The sequence below is a fragment of the Kitasatospora cinereorecta genome (assembly GCF_024172095.1).
Lineage (GTDB): Bacteria > Actinomycetota > Actinomycetes > Streptomycetales > Streptomycetaceae > Kitasatospora > Kitasatospora cinereorecta.
This window is the reverse complement of sequence record NZ_JAMZDX010000002.1, coordinates 70,007-89,350: the sequence shown is the minus strand read 5'-3', so window position 1 is coordinate 89,350 and position 19,344 is coordinate 70,007. Positions and strand designations below refer to the sequence as shown.

Annotated in this window: 20 protein-coding genes and 1 pseudogene; 9 read left to right on the top strand and 12 right to left on the bottom strand. The window is 73.6% G+C overall.

Annotated elements, in window-relative coordinates; translation table 11 throughout:
- The first annotated feature begins 72 nt into the window (after positions 1 to 72).
- Positions 73 to 1,560 carry a phytoene desaturase family protein gene (locus FHR36_RS07290; protein ID WP_253794950.1) on the top strand — a complete coding sequence of 496 codons (1,488 nt, stop codon included), beginning with the start codon at positions 73 to 75 and terminating at the stop codon, positions 1,558 to 1,560.
- A 14-nt stretch (positions 1,561 to 1,574) separates the two neighbouring features.
- Here FHR36_RS07290 and FHR36_RS07285 read toward each other — a convergent pair whose 3' ends face one another.
- The 3 genes from FHR36_RS07285 to dnaK form a co-directional block, all read right to left on the bottom strand.
- Entirely contained in the window at positions 1,575 to 2,078 is a 504-nt protein-coding gene (locus tag FHR36_RS07285; protein ID WP_253794949.1) for a flavoprotein, read from the bottom strand.
- Positions 2,079 to 2,324: 246 nt separating this feature from the next.
- Positions 2,325 to 2,966, bottom strand: coding sequence for a nucleotide exchange factor GrpE (gene grpE, locus FHR36_RS07280; protein ID WP_253794948.1), 642 nt, complete (start codon positions 2,964 to 2,966; stop codon positions 2,325 to 2,327).
- Positions 2,963 to 4,834, bottom strand: coding sequence for a molecular chaperone DnaK (gene dnaK, locus FHR36_RS07275; RefSeq protein ID WP_253794947.1), 1,872 nt, complete (start codon positions 4,832 to 4,834; stop codon positions 2,963 to 2,965). The genes grpE and dnaK overlap by 4 nt, the downstream gene beginning before the upstream one ends.
- Before the next feature lie 115 nt (positions 4,835 to 4,949).
- Here dnaK and FHR36_RS07270 point away from each other — a divergent pair, with 115 nt between their 5' ends.
- From FHR36_RS07270 to FHR36_RS07260, 3 genes are all read left to right on the top strand, one after another.
- On the top strand, positions 4,950 to 5,249 hold the full coding sequence (locus FHR36_RS07270) for a hypothetical protein (protein WP_253794945.1): 300 nt from the start codon (positions 4,950 to 4,952) through the stop codon (positions 5,247 to 5,249).
- A gap of 50 nt (positions 5,250 to 5,299) precedes the next feature.
- Positions 5,300 to 6,253, top strand: coding sequence for an ROK family protein (locus FHR36_RS07265; RefSeq protein WP_253794943.1), 954 nt, complete (start codon positions 5,300 to 5,302; stop codon positions 6,251 to 6,253).
- 174 nt (positions 6,254 to 6,427) lie between these two features.
- Positions 6,428 to 6,754: a hypothetical protein gene (locus FHR36_RS07260; protein WP_253794941.1), complete on the top strand. Its 327-nt coding sequence runs from the start codon at positions 6,428 to 6,430 to the stop codon at positions 6,752 to 6,754.
- On the opposite strand, the gene FHR36_RS07255 is transcribed toward FHR36_RS07260, so the two are convergent.
- Positions 6,755 to 8,833 (bottom strand): MDR family MFS transporter, encoded by a 2,079-nt coding sequence (locus FHR36_RS07255; protein WP_253794939.1) that lies wholly within the window; start codon positions 8,831 to 8,833, stop codon positions 6,755 to 6,757.
- Between the two features lie 96 nt (positions 8,834 to 8,929).
- Here FHR36_RS07255 and FHR36_RS07250 point away from each other — a divergent pair, with 96 nt between their 5' ends.
- Genes FHR36_RS07250 through FHR36_RS07240 form a run of 3 tightly spaced genes read left to right on the top strand, consistent with a single transcriptional unit; the run spans position 8,930 to position 11,122 of the window.
- Entirely contained in the window at positions 8,930 to 9,451 is a 522-nt protein-coding gene (locus FHR36_RS07250; protein WP_253794938.1) for a SigE family RNA polymerase sigma factor, read from the top strand.
- 3 nt (positions 9,452 to 9,454) lie between these two features.
- Positions 9,455 to 10,693: a hypothetical protein gene (locus FHR36_RS07245; protein WP_253794937.1), complete on the top strand. Its 1,239-nt coding sequence runs from the start codon at positions 9,455 to 9,457 to the stop codon at positions 10,691 to 10,693.
- A gap of 15 nt (positions 10,694 to 10,708) precedes the next feature.
- On the top strand, positions 10,709 to 11,122 hold the full coding sequence (locus FHR36_RS07240; protein ID WP_253794936.1) for an HIT family protein: 414 nt from the start codon (positions 10,709 to 10,711) through the stop codon (positions 11,120 to 11,122).
- Positions 11,123 to 11,125: 3 nt separating this feature from the next.
- Here the strand turns inward: FHR36_RS07240 and FHR36_RS07235 are convergent, their stop codons facing one another.
- The 3 genes from FHR36_RS07235 to FHR36_RS07225 form a co-directional block, all read right to left on the bottom strand.
- A complete protein-coding gene (locus tag FHR36_RS07235) occupies positions 11,126 to 11,557 on the bottom strand; it encodes an acyl-CoA thioesterase (RefSeq protein ID WP_253794935.1) in 432 nt (143 codons plus the stop codon).
- A 60-nt stretch (positions 11,558 to 11,617) separates the two neighbouring features.
- Positions 11,618 to 12,526, bottom strand: coding sequence for a helix-turn-helix transcriptional regulator (locus FHR36_RS07230; protein ID WP_253794934.1), 909 nt, complete (start codon positions 12,524 to 12,526; stop codon positions 11,618 to 11,620).
- A 76-nt stretch (positions 12,527 to 12,602) separates the two neighbouring features.
- Entirely contained in the window at positions 12,603 to 13,292 is a 690-nt protein-coding gene (locus FHR36_RS07225; protein ID WP_253796674.1) for an HAD family hydrolase, read from the bottom strand.
- A gap of 131 nt (positions 13,293 to 13,423) precedes the next feature.
- On the opposite strand from FHR36_RS07225, the gene FHR36_RS07220 reads away from it, so the two are divergent.
- Positions 13,424 to 14,590, top strand: a complete 1,167-nt coding sequence (locus tag FHR36_RS07220; protein WP_253794932.1) for an alpha-hydroxy-acid oxidizing protein — start codon at positions 13,424 to 13,426, stop codon at positions 14,588 to 14,590.
- A gap of 157 nt (positions 14,591 to 14,747) precedes the next feature.
- On the opposite strand, the gene FHR36_RS07215 is transcribed toward FHR36_RS07220, so the two are convergent.
- Positions 14,748 to 15,128: an ATP-binding protein gene (locus FHR36_RS07215; protein WP_253794930.1), complete on the bottom strand. Its 381-nt coding sequence runs from the start codon at positions 15,126 to 15,128 to the stop codon at positions 14,748 to 14,750.
- A gap of 260 nt (positions 15,129 to 15,388) precedes the next feature.
- Here FHR36_RS07215 and FHR36_RS07210 point away from each other — a divergent pair, with 260 nt between their 5' ends.
- Positions 15,389 to 16,351, top strand: coding sequence for a helix-turn-helix transcriptional regulator (locus FHR36_RS07210; RefSeq protein WP_253794928.1), 963 nt, complete (start codon positions 15,389 to 15,391; stop codon positions 16,349 to 16,351).
- A gap of 15 nt (positions 16,352 to 16,366) precedes the next feature.
- Here FHR36_RS07210 and FHR36_RS07205 read toward each other — a convergent pair whose 3' ends face one another.
- The 4 genes and pseudogenes from FHR36_RS07205 to FHR36_RS07190 form a co-directional block, all read right to left on the bottom strand.
- On the bottom strand, positions 16,367 to 17,173 hold the full coding sequence (locus tag FHR36_RS07205) for a DUF1028 domain-containing protein (RefSeq protein WP_253794927.1): 807 nt from the start codon (positions 17,171 to 17,173) through the stop codon (positions 16,367 to 16,369).
- A 61-nt stretch (positions 17,174 to 17,234) separates the two neighbouring features.
- Positions 17,235 to 17,558, bottom strand: a pseudogene (locus FHR36_RS07200) (GNAT family N-acetyltransferase); the annotation flags it as partial.
- Between the two features lie 51 nt (positions 17,559 to 17,609).
- Positions 17,610 to 18,230: an FMN reductase gene (locus tag FHR36_RS07195; RefSeq protein ID WP_253794925.1), complete on the bottom strand. Its 621-nt coding sequence runs from the start codon at positions 18,228 to 18,230 to the stop codon at positions 17,610 to 17,612.
- Positions 18,227 to 19,321, bottom strand: a complete 1,095-nt coding sequence (locus FHR36_RS07190) for an LLM class flavin-dependent oxidoreductase (RefSeq protein ID WP_253794924.1) — start codon at positions 19,319 to 19,321, stop codon at positions 18,227 to 18,229. Before FHR36_RS07190 ends, FHR36_RS07195 begins: the two co-directional genes overlap by 4 nt.
- Positions 19,322 to 19,344: the final 23 nt, after the last annotated feature.

The window sequence follows — 19,344 nt, the reverse complement described above, 5'->3', positions numbered from 1 at the left end:
CCCGGCGCCGTCGGGTGTGCAATGGTGTCCGGCCCAGGTGATCGGCCCGGGTGATCGGCGACGGAGGCACAGGTGACGGCGGTTCAGGAGGGTCTCGGCTCACGGGCCAACGGCGAGGTGGACGCCGCGGTGGTCGGCTCCGGCCCGAACGGGCTGGCCGCCGCGCTGGTCCTGGCCGGCGCCGGACTGCGGGTCGAGGTGCACGAGGCCGCCGACACCGTCGGCGGCGGCACCCGAACCGCCGAACTCACCCTCCCCGGCTTCCGCCACGACCTCTGCGCGGTCGCCCACCCGATGGCCCTGGCCTCCCCCTTCTTCCGCGCCTTCGACCTGGCCTCCCGGGTCGAGATGCTCCAGCCCGAGGCCGCGTACGCCCAGCCCCTGGACGGCCGGCCCGCCGCCGTCGCCTGGCGCGACCTCGACCGCACCGCCGAGCGCCTCGGCCGCGACGGCCCCGCCTGGCGCGCCCTGTTCCGCCCCCTGGTCGAGGACTGGCCCGGCCTGGTCGACGCCGCCCTGACCGACCGGCGCCGGCCGCCCGCCGCACCGCTCACCGCCGCCCGACTCCTGCTCCGCGTCGCCGAGTTCGGCACCCCGGCCTGGTCCGCCCGGCTCCGCGACCCCGCCGCCCGCGCCCTCCTCGCCGGGGTCGCCGCGCACGCCGTCCGGCCACCCCGCACCCTCCCCGCGGCCGGGGCCGGCCTGCTGCTCGCCGCGCTCGGCCACGCCGTCGGCTGGCCGATCCCGCGCGGCGGCAGCCAGGCCGTCGCGGACGCCATGGCCGCCGAACTCACCCGCCGCGGCGGCCGGATCGTCACCGGCCACCGGGTCGACTCCCTCACCGACCTGCCCCGCGCCCGCGCCGTCCTGCTCGACACCAGCCCGGCCGGACTGCTCCGGATCGCCGGCCCCCGACTGCCCGACCGGTACGTCCGCCGGCTGCGCGGCTACCGGTACGGCTCCGCCGCGTGCAAGGTCGACTTCGCGCTGTCCGGCCCCGTCCCCTGGGCCGACCCCGACTGCGCGTACGCCGGCACCCTGCACCTGTCCGGCACCCGGGAGGAGACCGCCGCCCTCGAACGCGAGGTCGGCGCCGGCCGGCACCCCGACCGCCCGTACGTGCTCACCGTCCAGCCCGGCATCGTCGACCCCACCCGGGCGCCCGCCGGGCAGCACACCCTCTACACCTACGCCCACGTCCCGCACGGCTCCACCGTCGACGTCGGCGACGCCGTCACCGCCCAGCTCGAACGCTTCGCGCCCGGCTTCCGCGACCTCGTGCTCGCCCGCCGCACCACCACCGCGGCCGACCTCGCCGCGTACAACGCCAACTACGTCGGCGGCGACATCGGCGCCGGCGCGATGAGCCTGTGGCAGACGGTGTTCCGCCCCGTCCCCGCCCTCGACCCGTACACCACCCCGCTCCCCCACCTCTACCTCTGCTCGGCCGCCACCCCGCCCGGCCCCGGCGTCCACGGCATGTCCGGCCTCCACGCCGCCCGCCGCGCCCTCCACCGCACCTTCGCCCTGCGCACCGACCCCCTCGCCCTCCTCGGCTGACCCGCCGTCTCCGGTCACCCCCCGAGGTGCGGCCGCAGGAGGTCGAGAACCGGGGACCAGGCGAAGTCCGGCCCGTCGGGGAGCAGGACGCCCATGTCCCGCAGGCGGGCCAGGCTCGCCGCGTACGCGGGATGGGCGGCGAGGGCCGGGTTGACGCAGGGCTGGGCGGCGGTGGGGACGCCCAGGCCGTAGGCCTCGCAGAGGATGGCGACGGCGAGGGTGTCGGCGATGCCGCCCGCCCACTTGTTGACGGTGTTGAAGGTGGCCGGGGCGACCGCGATCGCGTCGGCCGGCGGGAGCGGCTTCGCCTCCCCGGGGGCCCGCCAGGCGGAGCGCACGGGGTAGCCGGTGAGGGCGGCCAGGGCCGGCGGGTCAATGATCGGGAGCGCGTTGGGGGTGGCCACCACGCCGACCCGCCAGCCCTCGGCCTGCGCCGCCTCGACCAGGGTGCCGACGTCCGCGGCGACCCCCGCCGCGCTGACGACCACGTAGAGGAACGGCGGGTTCTGTTCGGTCACCCGGGTACTCCCTGCTCGAACGGACCGACGAGGACGGAAGCAGCGAGTCTAGTGCCGCGTCAGGCAACCTTTGCCCGTCAAGGAGCGGCGTCCGGTGGGTGCTCTCGGCGTGCCGGGCGCAAGTCCTCGTACTGGACGTACTTGGGCTTGCGGCAGGTGCGGCGAGAGTGCGTGCCGGGCGTCGCGACGGGGCGAAGGTTGCCCGACGCGGCACTAGGTGGCCGAGCCCGGGTGGGCGACGGACCGTCAGCGGTGGTGGGGCCTGCGGGTGATCGACGGTGCGCCGCCCCGGGCCGGTTCGGCGACCACGACCTCGGCCGGTCGCAGCAGGTGGCCGCCGACCCGGTACCCGACGCGCAGGATCTCCACGCAGGTCGGCGCGGTGACCACCAGCGAGGGGGTCCGGGCCACCGCCTCGTGCAGCGCCGGGTCGAACGGATCGCCGGCCTCCCCCACCGACTCCAGTCCCAGCGCGCCGAGTTCGGTCTCCAGCAGTTCGGCGACCGCGCGCAGCCCGCCGGTCAGCTCGTCCTGCCGGCGGGCCCCGTCGAGGGCGTCGAGCACCGGCAGGAGCCGGCCCAGCACGTTGGCGACGGCGACCTCGCCGACGGCCAGCCGGTCGCGGCGCACCCGCTTGCGGTAGTTGTCGTACTCGGCCTGCAGCCGTTGCAGGTCGGCGGTCCGCTCGGCGAGCAGCACCTCGACGGTGGCGGCCGGCGGCTCGGGCGGGGGCTCCGCCGCACCGCCCGAAGCTCCGCCCGGCGGCGGTGCGGCCGCCGACCCCCCGGTGACCTCGCCGGCGGGCCTGCGGGTGGGGATGGCCCGCCGCCGGTCGGACTTCCCCGGGGCGAGGACGACCGGACGGGGGTCCTCGGGACGGTCGGTCATGCGGTGTCGCCTCCCTTGGGCCGGTCCTCGTCGACGATCTCGGCGTCGACCACCTCGTCACCGGAGGAATCGGGAGCGCCGGACGAGTCCGCGTCGGCCGAACCGGTCGCGCCCTGCTCCCCCGCCTGCGCGTACATCGCCGCGCCGATCTTCTGCGCGGCGGTCGCGGCCCGGTCCGTCGCGGCCCGCAGCGCCGCCGTGTCCTCGCCCTTGAGCTGTTCCTTGACGTCGGCGAGGGACGCCTCGACCTCGGTGACCACCTCGGCGGGGATCCGGTCGGGGTTGTCCCGGATGATCTTCTCGGTGGAGTAGACGAGCTGTTCGGCGCTGTTGCGGGTCTCGGCGGCCTCCTTCCGCTGCCGGTCCTCCTCGGCGTACTGCTCGGCATCGCGCATCATCCGGGCGATGTCGTCCTTGGGGAGGGCGGAGCCGCCGGTGACGGTCATCCGCTGTTCCGTGCCGGTGCCGAGGTCCTTGGCGGCGACGTGCATGATGCCGTTGGCGTCGATGTCGAAGGTGACCTCGATCTGCGGCAGGCCGCGCGGCGCCGGTGGCAGGCCGGTCAGTTCGAACATCCCGAGCTTCTTGTTGTACGCCGCGATCTCGCGTTCGCCCTGGTAGACCTGGATCTGGACGGACGGCTGGTTGTCGTCGGCGGTGGTGAAGATCTCGGAGCGCTTGGTCGGGATGGTGGTGTTGCGCTCGATCAGCTTGGTCATGATGCCGCCCTTGGTCTCGATGCCGAGCGAGAGCGGGGTGACGTCGAGCAGCAGGACGTCCTTGACCTCGCCGCGCAGGACGCCGGCCTGCAGGGCGGCGCCGACGGCGACGACCTCGTCGGGGTTGACGCCCTTGTGCGGGTCCTTGCCGGTGAGCGACCTGACCAGTTCGGTGACGGCGGGCATCCGGGTGGAGCCGCCGACCAGGATCACGTGGTCGATGTCCGCGACCTCGATCCGGGCGTCCCGGACGGCGTTGTGGAACGGGGTGGTGCAGCGTTCCAGCAGGTCGGCGGTGAGCTGCTGGAACTGCGCCCGGGTGAGCTTCTCGTCCAGGTGCAGCGGTCCCTCGGCGGAGGCGGTGATGTAGGGCAGGTTGATCGAGGTCTCGCTGGCGGAGGAGAGTTCGATCTTGGCCTTCTCGGCGGCCTCGCGCAGGCGCTGGACGGCCATCTTGTCCTTGGACAGGTCGACGCCGTGCCCGGCCTTGAAGGTCTTCACCAGGTGGTCGACGACGCGCTGGTCCCAGTCGTCGCCACCCAGGTGGGTGTCGCCGTTGGTGGACCTGACCTCGACGATCCCGTCGCCGATGTCCAGCAGCGAGACGTCGAAGGTGCCGCCACCGAGGTCGAAGACCAGCACGGTCTGCTCGGTCTCCTTGTCGAGCCCGTACGCGAGGGCCGCCGCGGTGGGCTCGTTGATGATCCGCAGCACCTTGAGCCCGGCGATCTCACCGGCCTCCTTGGTGGCGGTGCGCTGGGCGTCGTTGAAGTACGCGGGGACGGTGATCACCGCGTCGGAGACGGTCTCGCCGAGGTAGGACTCGGCGTCGGCCTTGAGTTTCTGCAGCACCCGGGCGGAGATCTCCTGGGCGGTGTAGCGGTGGCCGTCCACATCCCCGGTCTCGGGGAAGCGCCAGCCGGTGTCGCCCATGTGCCGTTTGATCGAGCGGGCCGTCCGGTCGACGTTGGTGACCGCCTGGCGCTTGGCGATCTCGCCGACCAGCACCTCGCCGCTCTTGGCGAAGGCGACCACGGAGGGTGTGGTCCTGGCACCCTCCGCGTTGGGGATCACGGCCGGCTCGCCGCCCTCCAGCACGCCGACGACCGAGTTGGTGGTGCCGAGGTCGATTCCGACTGAACGCGTCATGCCCGACTTCCTCTCGGTTGCCCCCGCGGACCCTCAGGAGTCCCTGAAACCGGCATAAAACTGGATAATGGCCCTGTCAAGAGGCACCCAGGCGCGGTAGGGAGGTCGGGACGACATGATCACCGAACTGGCCGTGGAACGGGTCGAGTTCACCTGCGGACAATGCTGGCACCACTGGATGGCCGAGTACGACGTCCAGCACATCCAGGACGACGACGGCGGTGACTGGGAGCGGTACGCGCACGACGGCATCGGCACCGCCTCCCCGTACACCGCGGACGGGGCCCCGCCCTGCCCGGAGTGCGGCCGGCACTGGGTGGGCCACCTGGTCGCCCGCCGTCTGATGCCGGTGGCGTCCTCCGACAGCGGGACACCGCGCCCGGCGAGCGCTCGCGGCCGCCTCGATCTCGGGTAGCGTGACGCGCCGGAGCGATGTCCGCAGCGACGTCCGAGGAAGGGTCGCCTGTGTTCGACGCCGACGCCGGGATCGACGGAAAGCCGCTGGTCGCGGCGGTGGACATCGGCGGCACCAAGATCGCCGGTGCGCTGGTGGACTCCTCCGGCACCCTGCTCGCCACCACCCGTCGGCCGACCCCGGCGACCGCCGGCGCGCAGACGGTGCTGGGCGCGGTCCGCGAGGTGCCGGCCGACCTGGCCGCGGACGGCCGCTGGCCGGAGGTGTCGGCGGTCGGGATCGGCAGCGCGGGCCCGGTGGACGTCGCGGCCGGCACGGTCAGCCCGGTGAACATCGCCGCCTGGCGCGGCTTCCCGCTGGTCGACGAGGTGCGGCGGCAGGTGGGGCTGCCGGTGACCCTGATCGGGGACGGCGTGGCGCTCGCCGAGGCCGAACACTGGCAGGGCGCCGCGACCGGCTACCGCTCGGTGCTGTGCATGGTGGTCTCCACCGGCGTCGGCGGCGGGCTGGTGCTGGACGGCCGGGTGCACGGCGGGCCGACCGGCAACGCCGGACACATCGGCCACATCAGCGTGGACCTCGACGGCGAGCCCTGCCCGTGCGGCGGGCGCGGCTGCGTGGAGGGACTGGCCAGTGGTCCGGCGATCGCCCGGTACGCCCGCGCCGGCGGCCGGCGTCCGGGCCCCGACGGGGACGACTCGGCCGCCGCGGTGGCGGAGTCCGCCCGGGCCGGCGACCCGGTGGCGCTCGCCGCCTTCGACCGGTCCGCGCGGGCACTGGCCGCGGCGGTCGCGGCGACCGCGACGCTGGTGGAACTGGAGGCGGTGGTGATCGGCGGCGGCGTCGCCGCGGCGGGCCCGCTGCTGTTCGAACCACTCGCCCGCCACCTCGACACCTACGCGGCGCTGCCGTTCGTCCGCGGCCTGCGGGTGCACCACGCGCAGCTGGGCACCGACGCCGGTCTGGTCGGCGCGGCCGCCGCCGCCCTGCGCCTGATCGGCTGACCCCGGCGCGTCCGGCCCGCGAGGCCGTCCCTCACGCCATCACGCCGTCACGCCGACCGTTGGCGATCAGCAGCAGGGCCGGTACCGGGAAGCTGACGGCCAGTCCGGGCAGCATGGCGTTGCTCTCCGTCCTTCCCGGTACGCCGCCGGTGTGCCGTCACTAGTCTGGCTGCCGTGGACACTGACGCGATCCCCGCCGCCCTGGAGTGGTGGGCCAACTCCTCGACCTGCCTGGCCAGGGTCCCGGTCCGGATCACCCCGGGGCCGGCCGAAGGGAGCTGGGCGGCCGTTCCCGTGCCCGCCCTGGCGGGCGACGATGCGGAGGGCTTCCGCTTCCTGCTCGACCTCAGCCCCTACGTCCTGGTCCGCCTGCCGGACGACTCCACCCCCGAGGTCGAGGTCGGCCACGACGGCGACGTGAACCGCCTCCGCCTTCAGCCACCGACCGGATCGGAGCCCACTCGTACGGTGGAGGCCACCTTCCGCATCCCCGAGAAATAGCTAGGCCGCGCCTGCGACCTGGCGGGTGGGGTGGTCCGCCGGGAGGCCCTCGGCGAGGTCCTCGGCGATCAGGCGTTTGGCGATGGCGTCGGCGGCGGCGCGCAGTTCCGCGCTGCGGGGGCGGCCGCGGTCCTCCTCCAGGCGCCGGTTGAGCCAGTCCGACCAGGCGGCGGTGATCAGCGCGGTCTCCCGCTCGCCGACGGCGGTGTGCTCGAAGAAGCCGTTCTGCCGGGCCAGGTAGCCCTCCTGGACCATGCGGGTGAACACCGGCTCCAGCACCTCGGGCGGCAGCCGCCGCCGGGCGGCGATCAGGCTCAGGCTGGCGTGGCCGACCGCCCGGGTGAAGAACTCCACCTGCATCACCGCCCAGGCGCCGGCGATGTCGAGCCGGGTGCCGGAGTCGGCGACCACCTGACGGGCGGTGTTCAGCCCCATCTGCCGAAGGATCTTGGCGACGGCCAGTTCCAGCACCTTCGCCGAGTCGCCCGAGGACGGCTGGGCGAAGCCCTCGCCCATGTCGGTGGAGGTGGACCGGGCCGAGTCGCGCAGCTTGACCTGCTTGAGGAAGAGCGCCACCACGAAGCCGGCCAGCGCCACCGGCACCGTCCACAGGAAGACGGTGTGCAGGGCGTCGGCGTACGCGTTGACGATCGGCGCGGCCTGCTCGGGCGGCAGCCCGTGGACGCCCTGCGGGCTCTGCGCGGCGGCGGCGAGGGCGGCCGGGTCGGCTCCGGTGGTACGGGCGGCCTCGGCGACGCCGTCGGCGAGGTTGGGCTTGAGGGTGTTGACGTAGATGGTGCCGAACACGGCGGTGCCGAAGGAACTGCCGAGGGTGCGGAAGAAGGTGACGCCGGAGGTGGAGGTGCCGAGGTCGGAGTAGTCCACGGTGTTCTGCACGGCGATGGTCAGCACCTGCATGGACAGGCCGATGCCGACGCCGAGCACGAACATGTACAGCGAGGCCAGCCAGGCGCTGGTGCCGGCGTTCAGGCGGGACAGCAGGTAGAGGCCGAGGGCCATGACCAGGGAGCCGACGATCGGGAAGTACCGGTAGCGGCCGGTGCGGGAGACCACGTTGCCGCTGAAGACCGAGGCGATCAGCAGGCCGATCACCATCGGCAGGGTGCGCACGCCGGAGACGGTGGCGGAGTCGCCGTCCACGTACTGCAGGTAGGTGGGCAGGAAGGTCAGCGCACCGAGCATCGCGAAGCCGACGATGAAGCTGAGCACCGAGCAGACCGTGAAGACCGGGTTGCCGAACAGCCGCATCGGCAGCATCGGCTCCGCCGCGCGGGTCTCGACCAGGCAGAACAGGCCGAGGGCCAGCACGCCGACGACGAACAGGCCGATGATCACCGGCGAGCCCCAGGCGTACTCGTTGCCGCCCCAACTGGTCGCCAGGATCAGCGTGCCGGCGCCGATCGCGACCAGGGTAATGCCGAGGTAGTCGATGACCGGCTTGGCCACCGAGCGGACGGTGGGGATGGTCCGGTGGGCCGCGATCACCACCAGGATCGCGATCGGCACATTGACGTAGAAGGCCCAGCGCCAGGTCAGGTGGTCGGTGAACAGCCCGCCGAGCAGCGGGCCGATCACCGTGGCCACGCCGAACACCGCGCCGATCGCGCCCTGGTACTTGCCGCGCTCGCGCAGCGGGATGACGTCCGCGATGAGTGCCATCGCGGTCACCATCAGGCCGCCCGCGCCGACGCCCTGCACCGCCCGCCAGGAGATCAGCAGCGCCATGTTGGTCGCCAGGCCGCACAGGAAGGAGCCGGTGATGAAGACGATCGCCGAGACCTGGAAGACCACCTTGCGGCCGAACAGATCGCCGAACTTGCCGACCAGGGCCGTGGTGACGGTCTCGGCGAGCAGGTACGAGGTCACCACCCAGGACATGTGGGAGGCGCCGCCCAGGTCCGCGACGATGGTCGGCAGCGCGGTGCCGACGATGGTCTGGTCGAGGGCGGCCAGCAGCATGCCGAGCATGATGGTGCCGAAGACGATGTTGCGCTGCCGCCGGTCGAGGACGGGCGGCGCGGCCTGCGGGGCGGCGGGGCTGGTCTCGGTGGTGGTCACCCTCGCATCGTCACACCGGTGATCGTCACCCGCCTGCGCAGGAGTCCACAGCGGTGAGGTTGCGACAGAACCGCCTCCCCACCGCGTTGGAAGGTCATGGACCGCACACCAACCACGGCGCCAGGGCCGCTGGACTTCCGGGAGTTCGCTGCGGCGAGGGGGCGACACCTGGTCAGGACGGCCTTCCTGCTGACCGGTGGCGACGCGTACCTCGCCGAGGACCTCGCCCAGGAGACCCTCGGCCGCGTCTACGACCGCTGGCGGCGGATATCCCGGCTGGAGAACCCGGCCGGCTACACGCAGACCGTCCTGGTCAACACCTTCCTGTCGTACCGGCGTCGGCGCAGCAGCAGTGAACACGTCACGGACACCTTCGCGGACGCTCCGGGCACCGAGTCCGACCCGGCGCTGCGGGTGACCCTGCTGCGCGCGCTGGCCGGGCTGCCGGCCAAGGACCGGGCGGTGGTGGTCCTGCGCTTCTGGGAGGACCGCAGCGTCGAGGAGACCGCGACCGCCCTGCACCTGACCGCGAGCGCCGTCCGTTCGCGCAGCGGCCGGGCGCTCGCCCGGCTGCGCGCCGAGCTGGGCGCCGATTCCCTTTCCGAGCTGAGGAGCTGAGTGATGGCGTACGAGGAGGACGTCGCCCGGAACCTGCGGGCGGTCGCCGAGCTGGCACCGGACCCGCCGGGCGAGGTGCTCGCGATGGCCGGCGAGCTCCGCGGACGGCGGCGACGGGCCCGGCGCCGGGCCACCGTGACGGGGGCCGTCGCGTTGGTGGGGACGATCGCCCTGGGGGCGACCGCGCTGTCGGCGACCGGGTCGGCGGACCGGCAGCCGCCCGGCGGGCCGCGCGGCCGGATCACCGGGACGTACATGAGCCAGACCCTCCGGTCGCTGCTGCCCGAGGGGGGCATCAGCGACGAGAAGGGGTACGGCATCGGCGAGATGGCCATGCCCGACATGGGTCCGACCGCGTGGCTGCAGTTCGACGACGGGCACGGGTCGGTGCAGGTGTCGCTCACCACCGACCGGGTGGACCTGCCGATCGGCCCGGACACCGGCGGCACGCAGTGCGCGGACCCGTTCGAGACGCCGATCGAGAGCTGCGAGCGGACCGTGCGGCCGGACGGCTCGGTCCTGGTAATCACCAAGGAGCTGCCCCGCCCGCCGGCGCCGGACCGCAGCTGGATCGCGGTCTTCACCGGCACCGACGGCCGGCGGGTCCGCCTCTCCGAGCGGGACTACCAGCCGAACGGTCAGTCGAGCGGCCGCACCGTGCTGCCGCTGTCACCCGAACAGCTCACCGCCGTGGTGGCCAGTTCCGCGTGGGACCCGCTGTTCGAGGACTTCCGCCGCGGCGCCACCGGCCGGCCGACCGCACCGGCCTCCCCGGCGCCCTCGCTCCCGTCCGCGCAGACGCTGCTCCCCACCCTGACGCAGCTGCTGCCGGTCGGCGCCACGGCGGGTGAGCCGGGACCGCAGCAGACCAGCGGGGGCGTGCACCTGCCGGTCACCGTCGACGGGCGCACCAGCACCGTGCTGGTCCGGGTCGAACCGCACCTGGTGAAGGACCACGAGTCGGCGCAGGACGCCTTCGCCCGGCTGGTCGGCACCGACGGCGTCACCCCGGCGAGCCCGGAGTCCGACGGGACCCTGTCGGCGGTACGGGTCACCGGCCCGAGCAAGGGCAGCCAGGAGCCAGCCATGTACTGGGCCGGCCTGGCGCTGCGCCCGGACGGCACCCTGGTGAGCGTCTCGGAGGTCAACGCGAGCACCTGGTACGGCGCGCAGCCCGGCACTCCCGCGCTCACCGGCGAGCAGCTGCGCGCCATCGCGGTCAGCCCGCTGTGGGGGCACTGAGGTGACAATGGCGGCATGGAGTGCCTGTTCTGCGAGGTGGTCGCCGGTGCGGTGACGGTGCACCGGGTGCTGGAGGACGAGGTGGCGGTGGCCTTCCTGGACCACCGCCCGCTCTTCCCCGGCCACGTCCTGGTGGTGCCGCGCCCGCACGTGGAGACGGTGACCGACCTGACGGAGGAGCTGGTCGGGCCGTTCTTCGCCCGGGTGCGGCGGGTCACCGCGGCGGTGGAGTCCGGGATGGCGGCGGCGGGGAGCTTCGTCGCCGCCAACAACCGGGTCAGCCAGTCGGTGCCGCACCTGCACGTGCACGTGGTGCCGCGCAACCGCAAGGACGGGCTGCGGGGCTTCTTCTGGCCCCGCACCCGCTACCGGGACGAGGCCGAGGCCGCCGAGGTGGCCGCCCGGGTCCGGTCGGCCCTCGACGCCTAGGCTCTACCGCTCCAGGCCCAGCAGTTCGGGGTCGGCGGCCAGCGAGCGCATCGGGGCACTGGCGTCGTCCACCAGGCGGCGTGCGGCGAGGTCGAGGAAGCCGCCGACGCCGCGGATCTCGGCGGCCAGCACGCCGTCGGTGCGGGTGATCCGCTGGACCACCTCGAAGGTCTTCCCGCCGCCCCAGACGAAGGCACAGCTGACGTCGACCTCGTCACCGGCGCGCAGCTCCCGGCGGTACTTGACGGTGGTCTCCAGCACCACCGGCCCCACGCCCTTGGCCAGCAGGTCGGCCTGGCGGACCCCGGCCGCCTGGAGGTACTCCCAGCGGGCGTGCTCGGCGTACTGGAGGTAGACCGCCTGGTTGAGGTGGCCCTGTGCGTCGGTCTCGTACCCGCGGACGGTGACCCGCACCGTGAAGTCCTGATCGGTCATGCCCCGCACGCTACCCCCCGACGGGCCGTCAGGGTGGGGTGCTCTTGGTCACCTGACATATCAACCTGTCGCGGCGGCCTCGCCGCGGACGGCGGTGCGGAAGGCGATCGGGGTGGTGCCGGTGCGCTGGTGGAAGTACTTGGCGAAGTTGGCGGCGTCGGCGAAGCCGAGGTGGTCGGCGATCCGGGCGGCGGACCGGTCGCTGTGCGCGAGCAGGCGCTTGGCCTCCAGGATCACCCGCCGGTCGACGAACTCCTTGGCGCCCACCCCCGCCGCGGCGAGGGTGGCGCGCGACAGGGTGCGCGGCGAGTAGCCGAGGGCGCGGGCGTAGTCCTCGACCCGGCGGGTGCGGGTGAAGTCCCGTTCGACGGCGTGCCGGAAGCGCAGGTACGCCTCCCCCGCCTCGGCGGCACCGGCGCCGACCGGCGCGGCCAGGTGGGCCAGGCGCAGCACCAGAGCGGCCAGCAGGTGGCGCAGCAGGGCGAGGTGCACCTCGGCGGGCAGGGCCGCGCCCGCCTCGAACTCCTGGTGGAGGTGGCGGACGGCGGCCTCCAGGGCGGCCCGGTCCGCGCCGACGGGACGCTGGACGGCGGGCGCGAACGGGTCGTCCAGCCGGGCGGCGGCGACCGTCGCCGGGTCGGGGAAGCCGGGTTCGAAGAGGATCAGGGTGCCGTGGGCGTCCGCGAGGTCGCCCCACTGCTGGACCTGTCCCGGCCGCACCCAGAGCCAGCAGCCGGGTTCCAGGGCGTAGCCGGTGAAGTCGACGGTGTGCCGCAGGGTGCCGGCGTCCAGGGTGAGCAGGTGGTGGAAGGCGGGCCGCTGCGGCCGGTCGAAGACGCCGCCTCGGGGGTGGCGCCGGCGCAGTTCGGCGAGGGTCATCACCTCGACACCGACCGGGGTGCCGGGCGGGGCGGCGAAGGGTACCTCGGGGATGGCGCGTCCGGTGGCGCGCTGCTGGGCCTGTCGCATTCTCACCACATCCGCAGCCAGGCTACCTCGGCCCGCACCCCGTCCGGAGTCCCGTACCGCCCGGGCGCGGTCCGGTTCAGCCGAGCAGGTCCAGGAGGGCGGTCAGGGCGGCGGGGCGGCGGTCGACCGGGAGGTGGTCGACGGGCTGGAAGGGGCAGCCGAGGGCGGTGGCGCCGCCGTCGGCGGTGCGGTCGTCGCCGACCATCAGGACGTCGGCCGGGGCCAGGCCGAGCCGGTCGCAGGCCTCGCGGAAGATGGCGGGGTCGGGCTTCTGGGCGCCGAACTCGTAGGAGAGCAGGTAGACGTCGACCAGGTCGTCCAGCCCGTGGCTGCGGAAGACCGGGCGCAGGTCCCAGCCGATGTTGCTGACCACGGCGACCGGTACGCCGCGGCGGCGCAGCTCGCGCAGGGTGGACGCGGTGTCGGGGTAGGGCCGCCACATCGCGGGAGCCAGGTGGCGGTCGTACAGGGCGTCCACGTCGAGCGCGGCGGGCGGCTCGGCGGCCCGGGCCAGCGCGGTGTAGGCGGCCCGGTGCAGTTCGGGAGTCAGGTCGCGGACGTGCCAGAGTTCCTCGACCTCGGGCGGCACGGTGCGCGGCACGACCCCGCCCGGCAGGGCGCCGAACTCCTCCAACCGTCGCACCAGTTCGGTGCGGACCGGCTCGTCGAGCCGCAGGCCGCTCGCGGCGAGGTGGCCGGCCAGCCACTGCTCGGTCGAGTCGATCCGGAAGAGCGTCCCGGAGAAGTCGAACATCACACCCTTGATCACGGCGGTGAGCCTAACCGACGGCGGGATGAATCCCGGCGGGGGGATCTTGACGGTCGGCGGCGGCCGGTGGACGGTGGGGCCCTTGCCGCGTCACGGCGAGTGCAGCATCACGGCGAGAAGGGACGGCCATGGGCCCGCGGTTCGGTGACTACCAGAACGAGATCTACTTCGAGGGGCTGTTCGGCGTGCTGCCGGCGTACCCGATGGACTTCGCCGAGCTGGAGTCGCGGGCCCGGGCCGCACTGCCGCCCTCGGTGTGGTCGTACGTGGCGGGCGGCGCGGGCGACGAGCACACCCAGCGGGCCAACGCGGCGGCGTTCGAACGCTGGGGCCTGGTGCCGCGGATGATGGTCGGGGCGGCCGAGCGGGACCTCGGTGTGGAGCTGTTCGGGCTGAGCCTGCCCTCGCCGCTGTTCCTGGCCCCGATCGGGGTGATCGGCCTGTGCGCCCAGGACGGGCACGGCGACCTGGCCACCGCGCGGGCCGCGGCCCGGACCGGGGTGCCGATGGTGGCGTCCACGCTGTCGGTGGACCCGCTGGAGCAGGTGGCGGCCGAGTTCGGCGGGACCCCGGGGTTTTTCCAGCTGTACCCGCCGAACGACCGGGCGCTGGCGGAGAGCCTGGTGCACCGGGCCGAGCAGGCCGGCTACCGGGGCATCGTGGTCACCCTCGACACCTGGGTGACCGGCTGGCGGCCGCGCGACCTGGCGACCGGCAACTTCCCGCAGCTGCGCGGTCACTGTCTGGCCAACTACACCTCGGACCCGGTGTTCCGGGCCCGGCTCACCGGCGATCCCGACGCCGACCCGCGCTCCGCCGTCAGCGAGTGGACCCAGGTCTTCCCCAATCCACTGACCTGGGACGATCTGGCCTGGCTGCGTTCGCTCACCTCGCTGCCGCTGATCCTGAAGGGCATCTGCCACCCGGAGGACGTCCGGCGGGCGCGGGACGGCGGGGTGGACGGGATCTACTGCTCCAACCACGGCGGCCGGCAGGCCAACGGCGGGCTGCCGGCCCTGGAGTCGCTGCCCGAGGTGGTGGCGGCCGCGGAGGGCCTGCCGGTGCTGTTCGACTCGGGCGTGCGCAGCGGGGCCGACGTGGTCAAGGCGCTGGCGCTGGGTGCCACAGCGGTGGGCGTGGGGCGGCCGTACGCCTACGGGATGGCCCTGGGCGGCGCCGACGGCGTGGTGCACGTGCTGCGCTCGCTGCTGGCCGAGGCGGACCTGATCATGGCGGTGGACGGGTATCCGTCGCTCGCCGCGCTGCGGGCCGAGGGTGCGCTGCGGCGGTTCTGACCGCGCCGGACTCTTATTGCGAGCTACTTGCAATAAGCATGCCCATGCAGCAGAGTGGTGAGCGCGGGGTCGAGATCGTCTTCCCAGCCGGCGACCGCCGGTCCGCGGTGCCGGCCCCGCCACCGATACTGTCCCGCCGGCTGGCTGCTGGCTGCTGCTAGGGGAACGGCAGGCGGACCACCATGGTCTTGCCGCCGCCGTCCGGGTCCGCGTCCGAGTCCATGCCGCCGCCGACCAGCTCCGCGAGTTCCGCGACCAGTCCGAGGCCCCAGCCGCCGCTGCCGTCCTGGTGCGGCACGGCGAGTGCCTGCGGACAGTGCGGGTGCCGGTCGTGCACGGTGACCACCAGCTCCATCGGCCCGACCGCGATGCCGACCCGGGTGCGCGGCGAGTGCTCGGCAGCGTGCCGCACCGCGTTGGTGACGAGCTCGCTCACGACCAGCAGCACGGTGTCGGTCAGCGGATGGTCCGGCCCGATGCCCTGCGCGGCCAGCTCGGAGCGGACGCGGCGCCGTGCCTCCGGCACGGACGCGGGCACGGTGGGGAGGCTCAGGCCGTACCGAACGGTCTGGGGTGGGTCCGCGACAGCCATGTCGGTCCCTTCACGCGAGGCGGCGGACCAACGGATGGGGTGCCGTCGTCCGGCCGCGGTGGGGCTCCCGGCCGTACTGCCCCGACCTCGGTCGGGCAGACTGCCGATGACATGAACCGTAAGGCCGAATGGCCCGATCTGCTGCGGCGAGTGGTGGACAATGGCCACAAGTCGCCACCGGCGGACACCGAAATTATCCTGGCCGCATGTCGGACGACCTGCTGGAACCCGTCGGACTGGGCGCCACCGAGAGCGCCCTCTACCTCCACGTGCTGTCGGCGCCGCGGTCCACCGCCGCCCAGCTCGCCGAAGCCCTCGGCAGCACCACCGCGGGCATCCGCACCGCCCTCGGCCGACTGGTCACCACCGGCCTGGTCACCCGCCTGGCCGGCTCCCCCGTGCGGTACACCGCGGCGCCGCCCGAAGTCGCCATGGACGCCCTCGCCGCCCAGCGGCAGCAGGAGATGGACCGGCTGCGCGCCCGGGTCCGCGAGCTCGCGGTGAAGTTCGAGGGGCTCGGCCCGTCCAAGTCCGCCGAGCTGGTCGAGCTCATCGAGGGCCAGGAGGCGATGCGGCACCGGGCCGAGCAGCTGCAGCTCGGCGCCCAGGAGGAGATCCTGATCATCGACTGCCCGCCGTACTTCGACGACCCGACCGCCAACCCGATCGAGTTCCAGCTGCTGGCCCGCGGGGTCGGCTACCGCGCGCTGTACGACGCGCCGGGACTGGAGGGCGCGGCGCGGATGGGCTTCGTGCTGGAGTGCATCGCGGCCGGCGAGCAGGCCCGCAGCCTGCCCATGGTCCGGATGAAGATGCTGGTCGCCGACCGGCGGTACGCGATGATCCCGCTGAGCTTCGAGGCGACCGAGTCGACCGCGGCGCTGTGGGTGCGGCCCTCGCCGCTGCTGACCGCGCTGGTCACCTGCTTCGACCTGCTCTGGGAGCGTGCCACCCCGCTCGCCAGCGGGCAGCAGAACGGCGAACTCGACGACCGTGACCGGGAGTTGCTGGCGATGCTGGCCAGCGGCATGAAGGACGCGGCGATCGTCCGCAGCCTCGGCATCACCCAACGCACCATGACCCGCCGGATCGGCCACATCCTCACCGCGCTCAACGCCCAGACCCGCTTCCAGGCCGGCCTCCAGGCGGCCCGCCGCGGGTGGCTGTAGCGCCTGCCGGGGTGCTCAGCGGGTGAGGTCGCGGAGGTGGGCGAGGACGAGGGGGTCGATCCGGCCCGGGACGAGGCGGCCCTCCAGGTTCTCCACGCCGGCCCAGGTGTCCAGGGAGCGGTAGCCGAGCGCGGTCAGCCGGGAATCGACCTCGGCGGCGAGCTCGCCGGCCAGCTCCAGCAAGGAGTCGGGGTCCGGGGTGCCGTGCAGGATCTCGTGGATGCCGAGCAGACGGCGCAGCTCGGCGATCGGCTCGGGGTGGTCGTCCACCCGCAGGTCGTACGCGACGTCGCCGAACCCGCCGATGCCGGCGCCCGGGTCCACCGCGTACAGGGCCGCGCTCTGCCGCCCGCGACTGTCGCCGCCGGCCGCGTCACCGGCGGCCAGCGCGGCCACCAGGCGGTCGGCGAAGGGGAGTTCGGCGGAGGCGAGCCAGACCGCCTCCATGTCCCGGACCACTTCCGGGCCGGCCAGGATGTTGCCCTGGATCGCGTAGCCCTCGCCGGCCACGCCGCCGGCCCAGTCCAGGCACTCCTCGCCGGTCCAGGTGGCCCCGGCGCCGACGGGGCCGACCATGCCGAGCTGGCGATGGGCGCGCTGCGGGTCGGCGGCCGTCAGGCCCGCGACGGCGGACGCGGGCGCCACGCCCGTCCGCAGCATGGCCAGGCCCTGGTCCCGGTAGGCGAGGTTGGCCCACGCCTGGGTGGCGAGCGCGCCGACACCGGCCGCGGCGGCCGGCACCAGGGCGCCGACCGCGAGGAACTTGCTGGCCACGGCCACCCCGAAGGCGCTGCCGGAGCGGGCCACGATGGAGAAGGTCACGCCGGCCGACGATAGTCCGGCCGGCGCGCCGCGTCCATGCCGAACGGGCGAACTCCCGCTCTCAGAGGGCGAACCGGGCCCGTTCACCGGCCGGCACCAGGTCGGTGTACTCCGGGTGCCGGGTGATCCACCCGCGGATGAACGGGCAGTACGGCAGGACCGCCAGCTTCGCCTCGCGGGCCGCGTCCAGCGCCCCCCGGGCGAGCCGGCCGCCGAGCCCGCGTCCCTCGAACCGCGGGTCCATCTCGGTGTGGATGAACGCCAGTTCGTCCTGGTAGCGGTGGTACTCGGTGAAGCCGGCCAGGCCCTCGTCGGTGTGGATCTCGAACCGGGACTGCTCCGGGTTGTCGGTGACGCGCGGTTCCATATGTCTCTCCTCGGGGTCGGACCAGCAGGTGGGTCGGACGGGTGGGACGGACGGGTGGGGCGGGCCGGATCAGCCGGTGCGCAGGGCGGCCAGCTGCTGGGCGAACGGGATCACCGCCTCCTCGGTCCGGGCCGCCGCCGGACGACCGGCCATCAGCTCGGCCAACTCTCCCGCCGCGCGGGCGATCCGGCCGGCCAACGCGCCGTCGGCGGACCCGGCCGAACCCCAGTCCTCGGACGCCGCGTAGACCGCGGTCGGGGCGACCACCGCCCGCAGGTGGGCGAAGAGCGGCCGCATGGCGTGCTCCAGCGCCAGCGAGTGCCGGGCGGTACCGCCGGTGGCGGCGATCAGCACCGGCCGTCCGGTCAGCGCGTCCTTGTCGATCACATCCACGAAGGACTTGAACAGGCCGCTGTAGGAGGCGCTGAAGATCGGCGTGACGGCGACGATCCCGTCCGCGTCGGTGACCGCCGCGAGCGCCCGCCGCAACCCGGGACCGGGGAACCCTGTGACCAGGTTGTCGGCGATCTCCCGCGCCAGGTCGCGGAGTTCGATGACGGTGACATCCACCTCGCGTCCGGCGTCGCGCAGTTCACGCGCGGTCGCCTCGGCGATCCGGTCGGCCAGCAGCCGGGTGGACGACGGCACGGACAGCCCGGCCGACACCACCGCCAGCTTCACGGTGCTCACTTGGCCTCTTCCAGCGACTCGGCGCGGGCCGCGACGCGCGCGGCGTGGGTCGGACCGTCCGGCACCTCGGCCGGACGCCCCTTGGCGAACTCCTTGCGCAGCACCGGCACGACCTCCTCGCCCAGCAGGTCCAGTTGCTCCAGCACCGTCTTCAGCGGCAGGCCCGCGTGGTCCATCAGGAACAGCTGGCGCTGGTAGTCGCCGAAGGACTCGCGGAAGGCCAGCGTCTTCTCGACGACCTCCTGCGGGCTGCCCACCGTCAGCGGCGTCTGCTCGGTGAACTCCTCCAGCGAAGGACCGTGACCGTAGACCGGCGCGTTGTCGAAGTACGGACGGAACTCGCGGACCGCGTCCTGCGAGTTCTTGCGCATGAACACCTGGCCGCCGAGGCCGACCATCGCCTGCTCCGGGGTGCCGTGGCCGTAGTGGGCGTAGCGCTCCCGGTAGAGGTTGATCAGCTTCTGGAAGTGCTCCTTGGGCCAGAAGATGTTGTTGGCGAAGAAGCCGTCACCGTAGTACGCCGCCTGCTCGGCGATCTCCGGCGAACGGATCGAGCCGTGCCAGACGAACGGCGGGGTGTCGTCCAGCGGACGCGGGGTCGAGGTGAACGACTGCAGCGGCGTACGGAAGCGGCCCTGCCAGTCCACGTTCTCCTCGCGCCACAGCTGGTGCAGCAGCGCGTAGTTCTCGATCGCCAGCGGGATGCCCTGCCGGATGTCCTGGCCGAACCACGGGTAGACCGGCCCGGTGTTGCCGCGGCCCATCATCACGTCCACCCGGCCCTCGGCCAGGTGCTGGAGCATCGCGAAGTCCTCGGCGATCTTCACCGGGTCGTTGGTGGTGATCAGGGTGGTGGAGGTGGAGAGGATCAGGCGCTCGGTGCGGGCCGCGATGTAGCCCAGCATGGTGGTCGGCGAGGACGGCACGAACGGCGGGTTGTGGTGCTCACCGGTCGCGAAGACGTCCAGGCCGACCTCCTCCGCCTTGAGCGCGATCGCCACCATGGCCTTGATCCGCTCGTGCTCGGTCGGGGTCCGACCGGTGGTGGGGTCGGTGGTCACGTCGCCGACGCTGAAGATCCCGAACTGCACTGCTCTCAGCTCCTCCACTTGAT

What these genes read in the sequence shown, in the direction of transcription:
- grpE (WP_253794948.1), bottom strand. Translation starts at nt 2,966, where the DNA reads ATGACCGACCGTCCCGAGGACCCCCGTCCGGTCGTCCTCGCCCCGGGG.
- dnaK (WP_253794947.1), bottom strand. Translation starts at nt 4,834, where the DNA reads ATGACGCGTTCAGTCGGAATCGACCTCGGCACCACCAACTCGGTCGTC.
- FHR36_RS07270 (WP_253794945.1), top strand. Translation starts at nt 4,950, where the DNA reads ATGATCACCGAACTGGCCGTGGAACGGGTCGAGTTCACCTGCGGACAA.
- FHR36_RS07250 (WP_253794938.1), top strand. Translation starts at nt 8,930, where the DNA reads ATGGACCGCACACCAACCACGGCGCCAGGGCCGCTGGACTTCCGGGAG.
- FHR36_RS07245 (WP_253794937.1), top strand. Translation starts at nt 9,455, where the DNA reads ATGGCGTACGAGGAGGACGTCGCCCGGAACCTGCGGGCGGTCGCCGAG.
- FHR36_RS07240 (WP_253794936.1), top strand. Translation starts at nt 10,709, where the DNA reads ATGGAGTGCCTGTTCTGCGAGGTGGTCGCCGGTGCGGTGACGGTGCAC.
- FHR36_RS07235 (WP_253794935.1), bottom strand. Translation starts at nt 11,557, where the DNA reads ATGACCGATCAGGACTTCACGGTGCGGGTCACCGTCCGCGGGTACGAG.
- FHR36_RS07230 (WP_253794934.1), bottom strand. Translation starts at nt 12,526, where the DNA reads ATGCGACAGGCCCAGCAGCGCGCCACCGGACGCGCCATCCCCGAGGTA.
- FHR36_RS07220 (WP_253794932.1), top strand. Translation starts at nt 13,424, where the DNA reads ATGGGCCCGCGGTTCGGTGACTACCAGAACGAGATCTACTTCGAGGGG.
- FHR36_RS07210 (WP_253794928.1), top strand. Translation starts at nt 15,389, where the DNA reads ATGTCGGACGACCTGCTGGAACCCGTCGGACTGGGCGCCACCGAGAGC.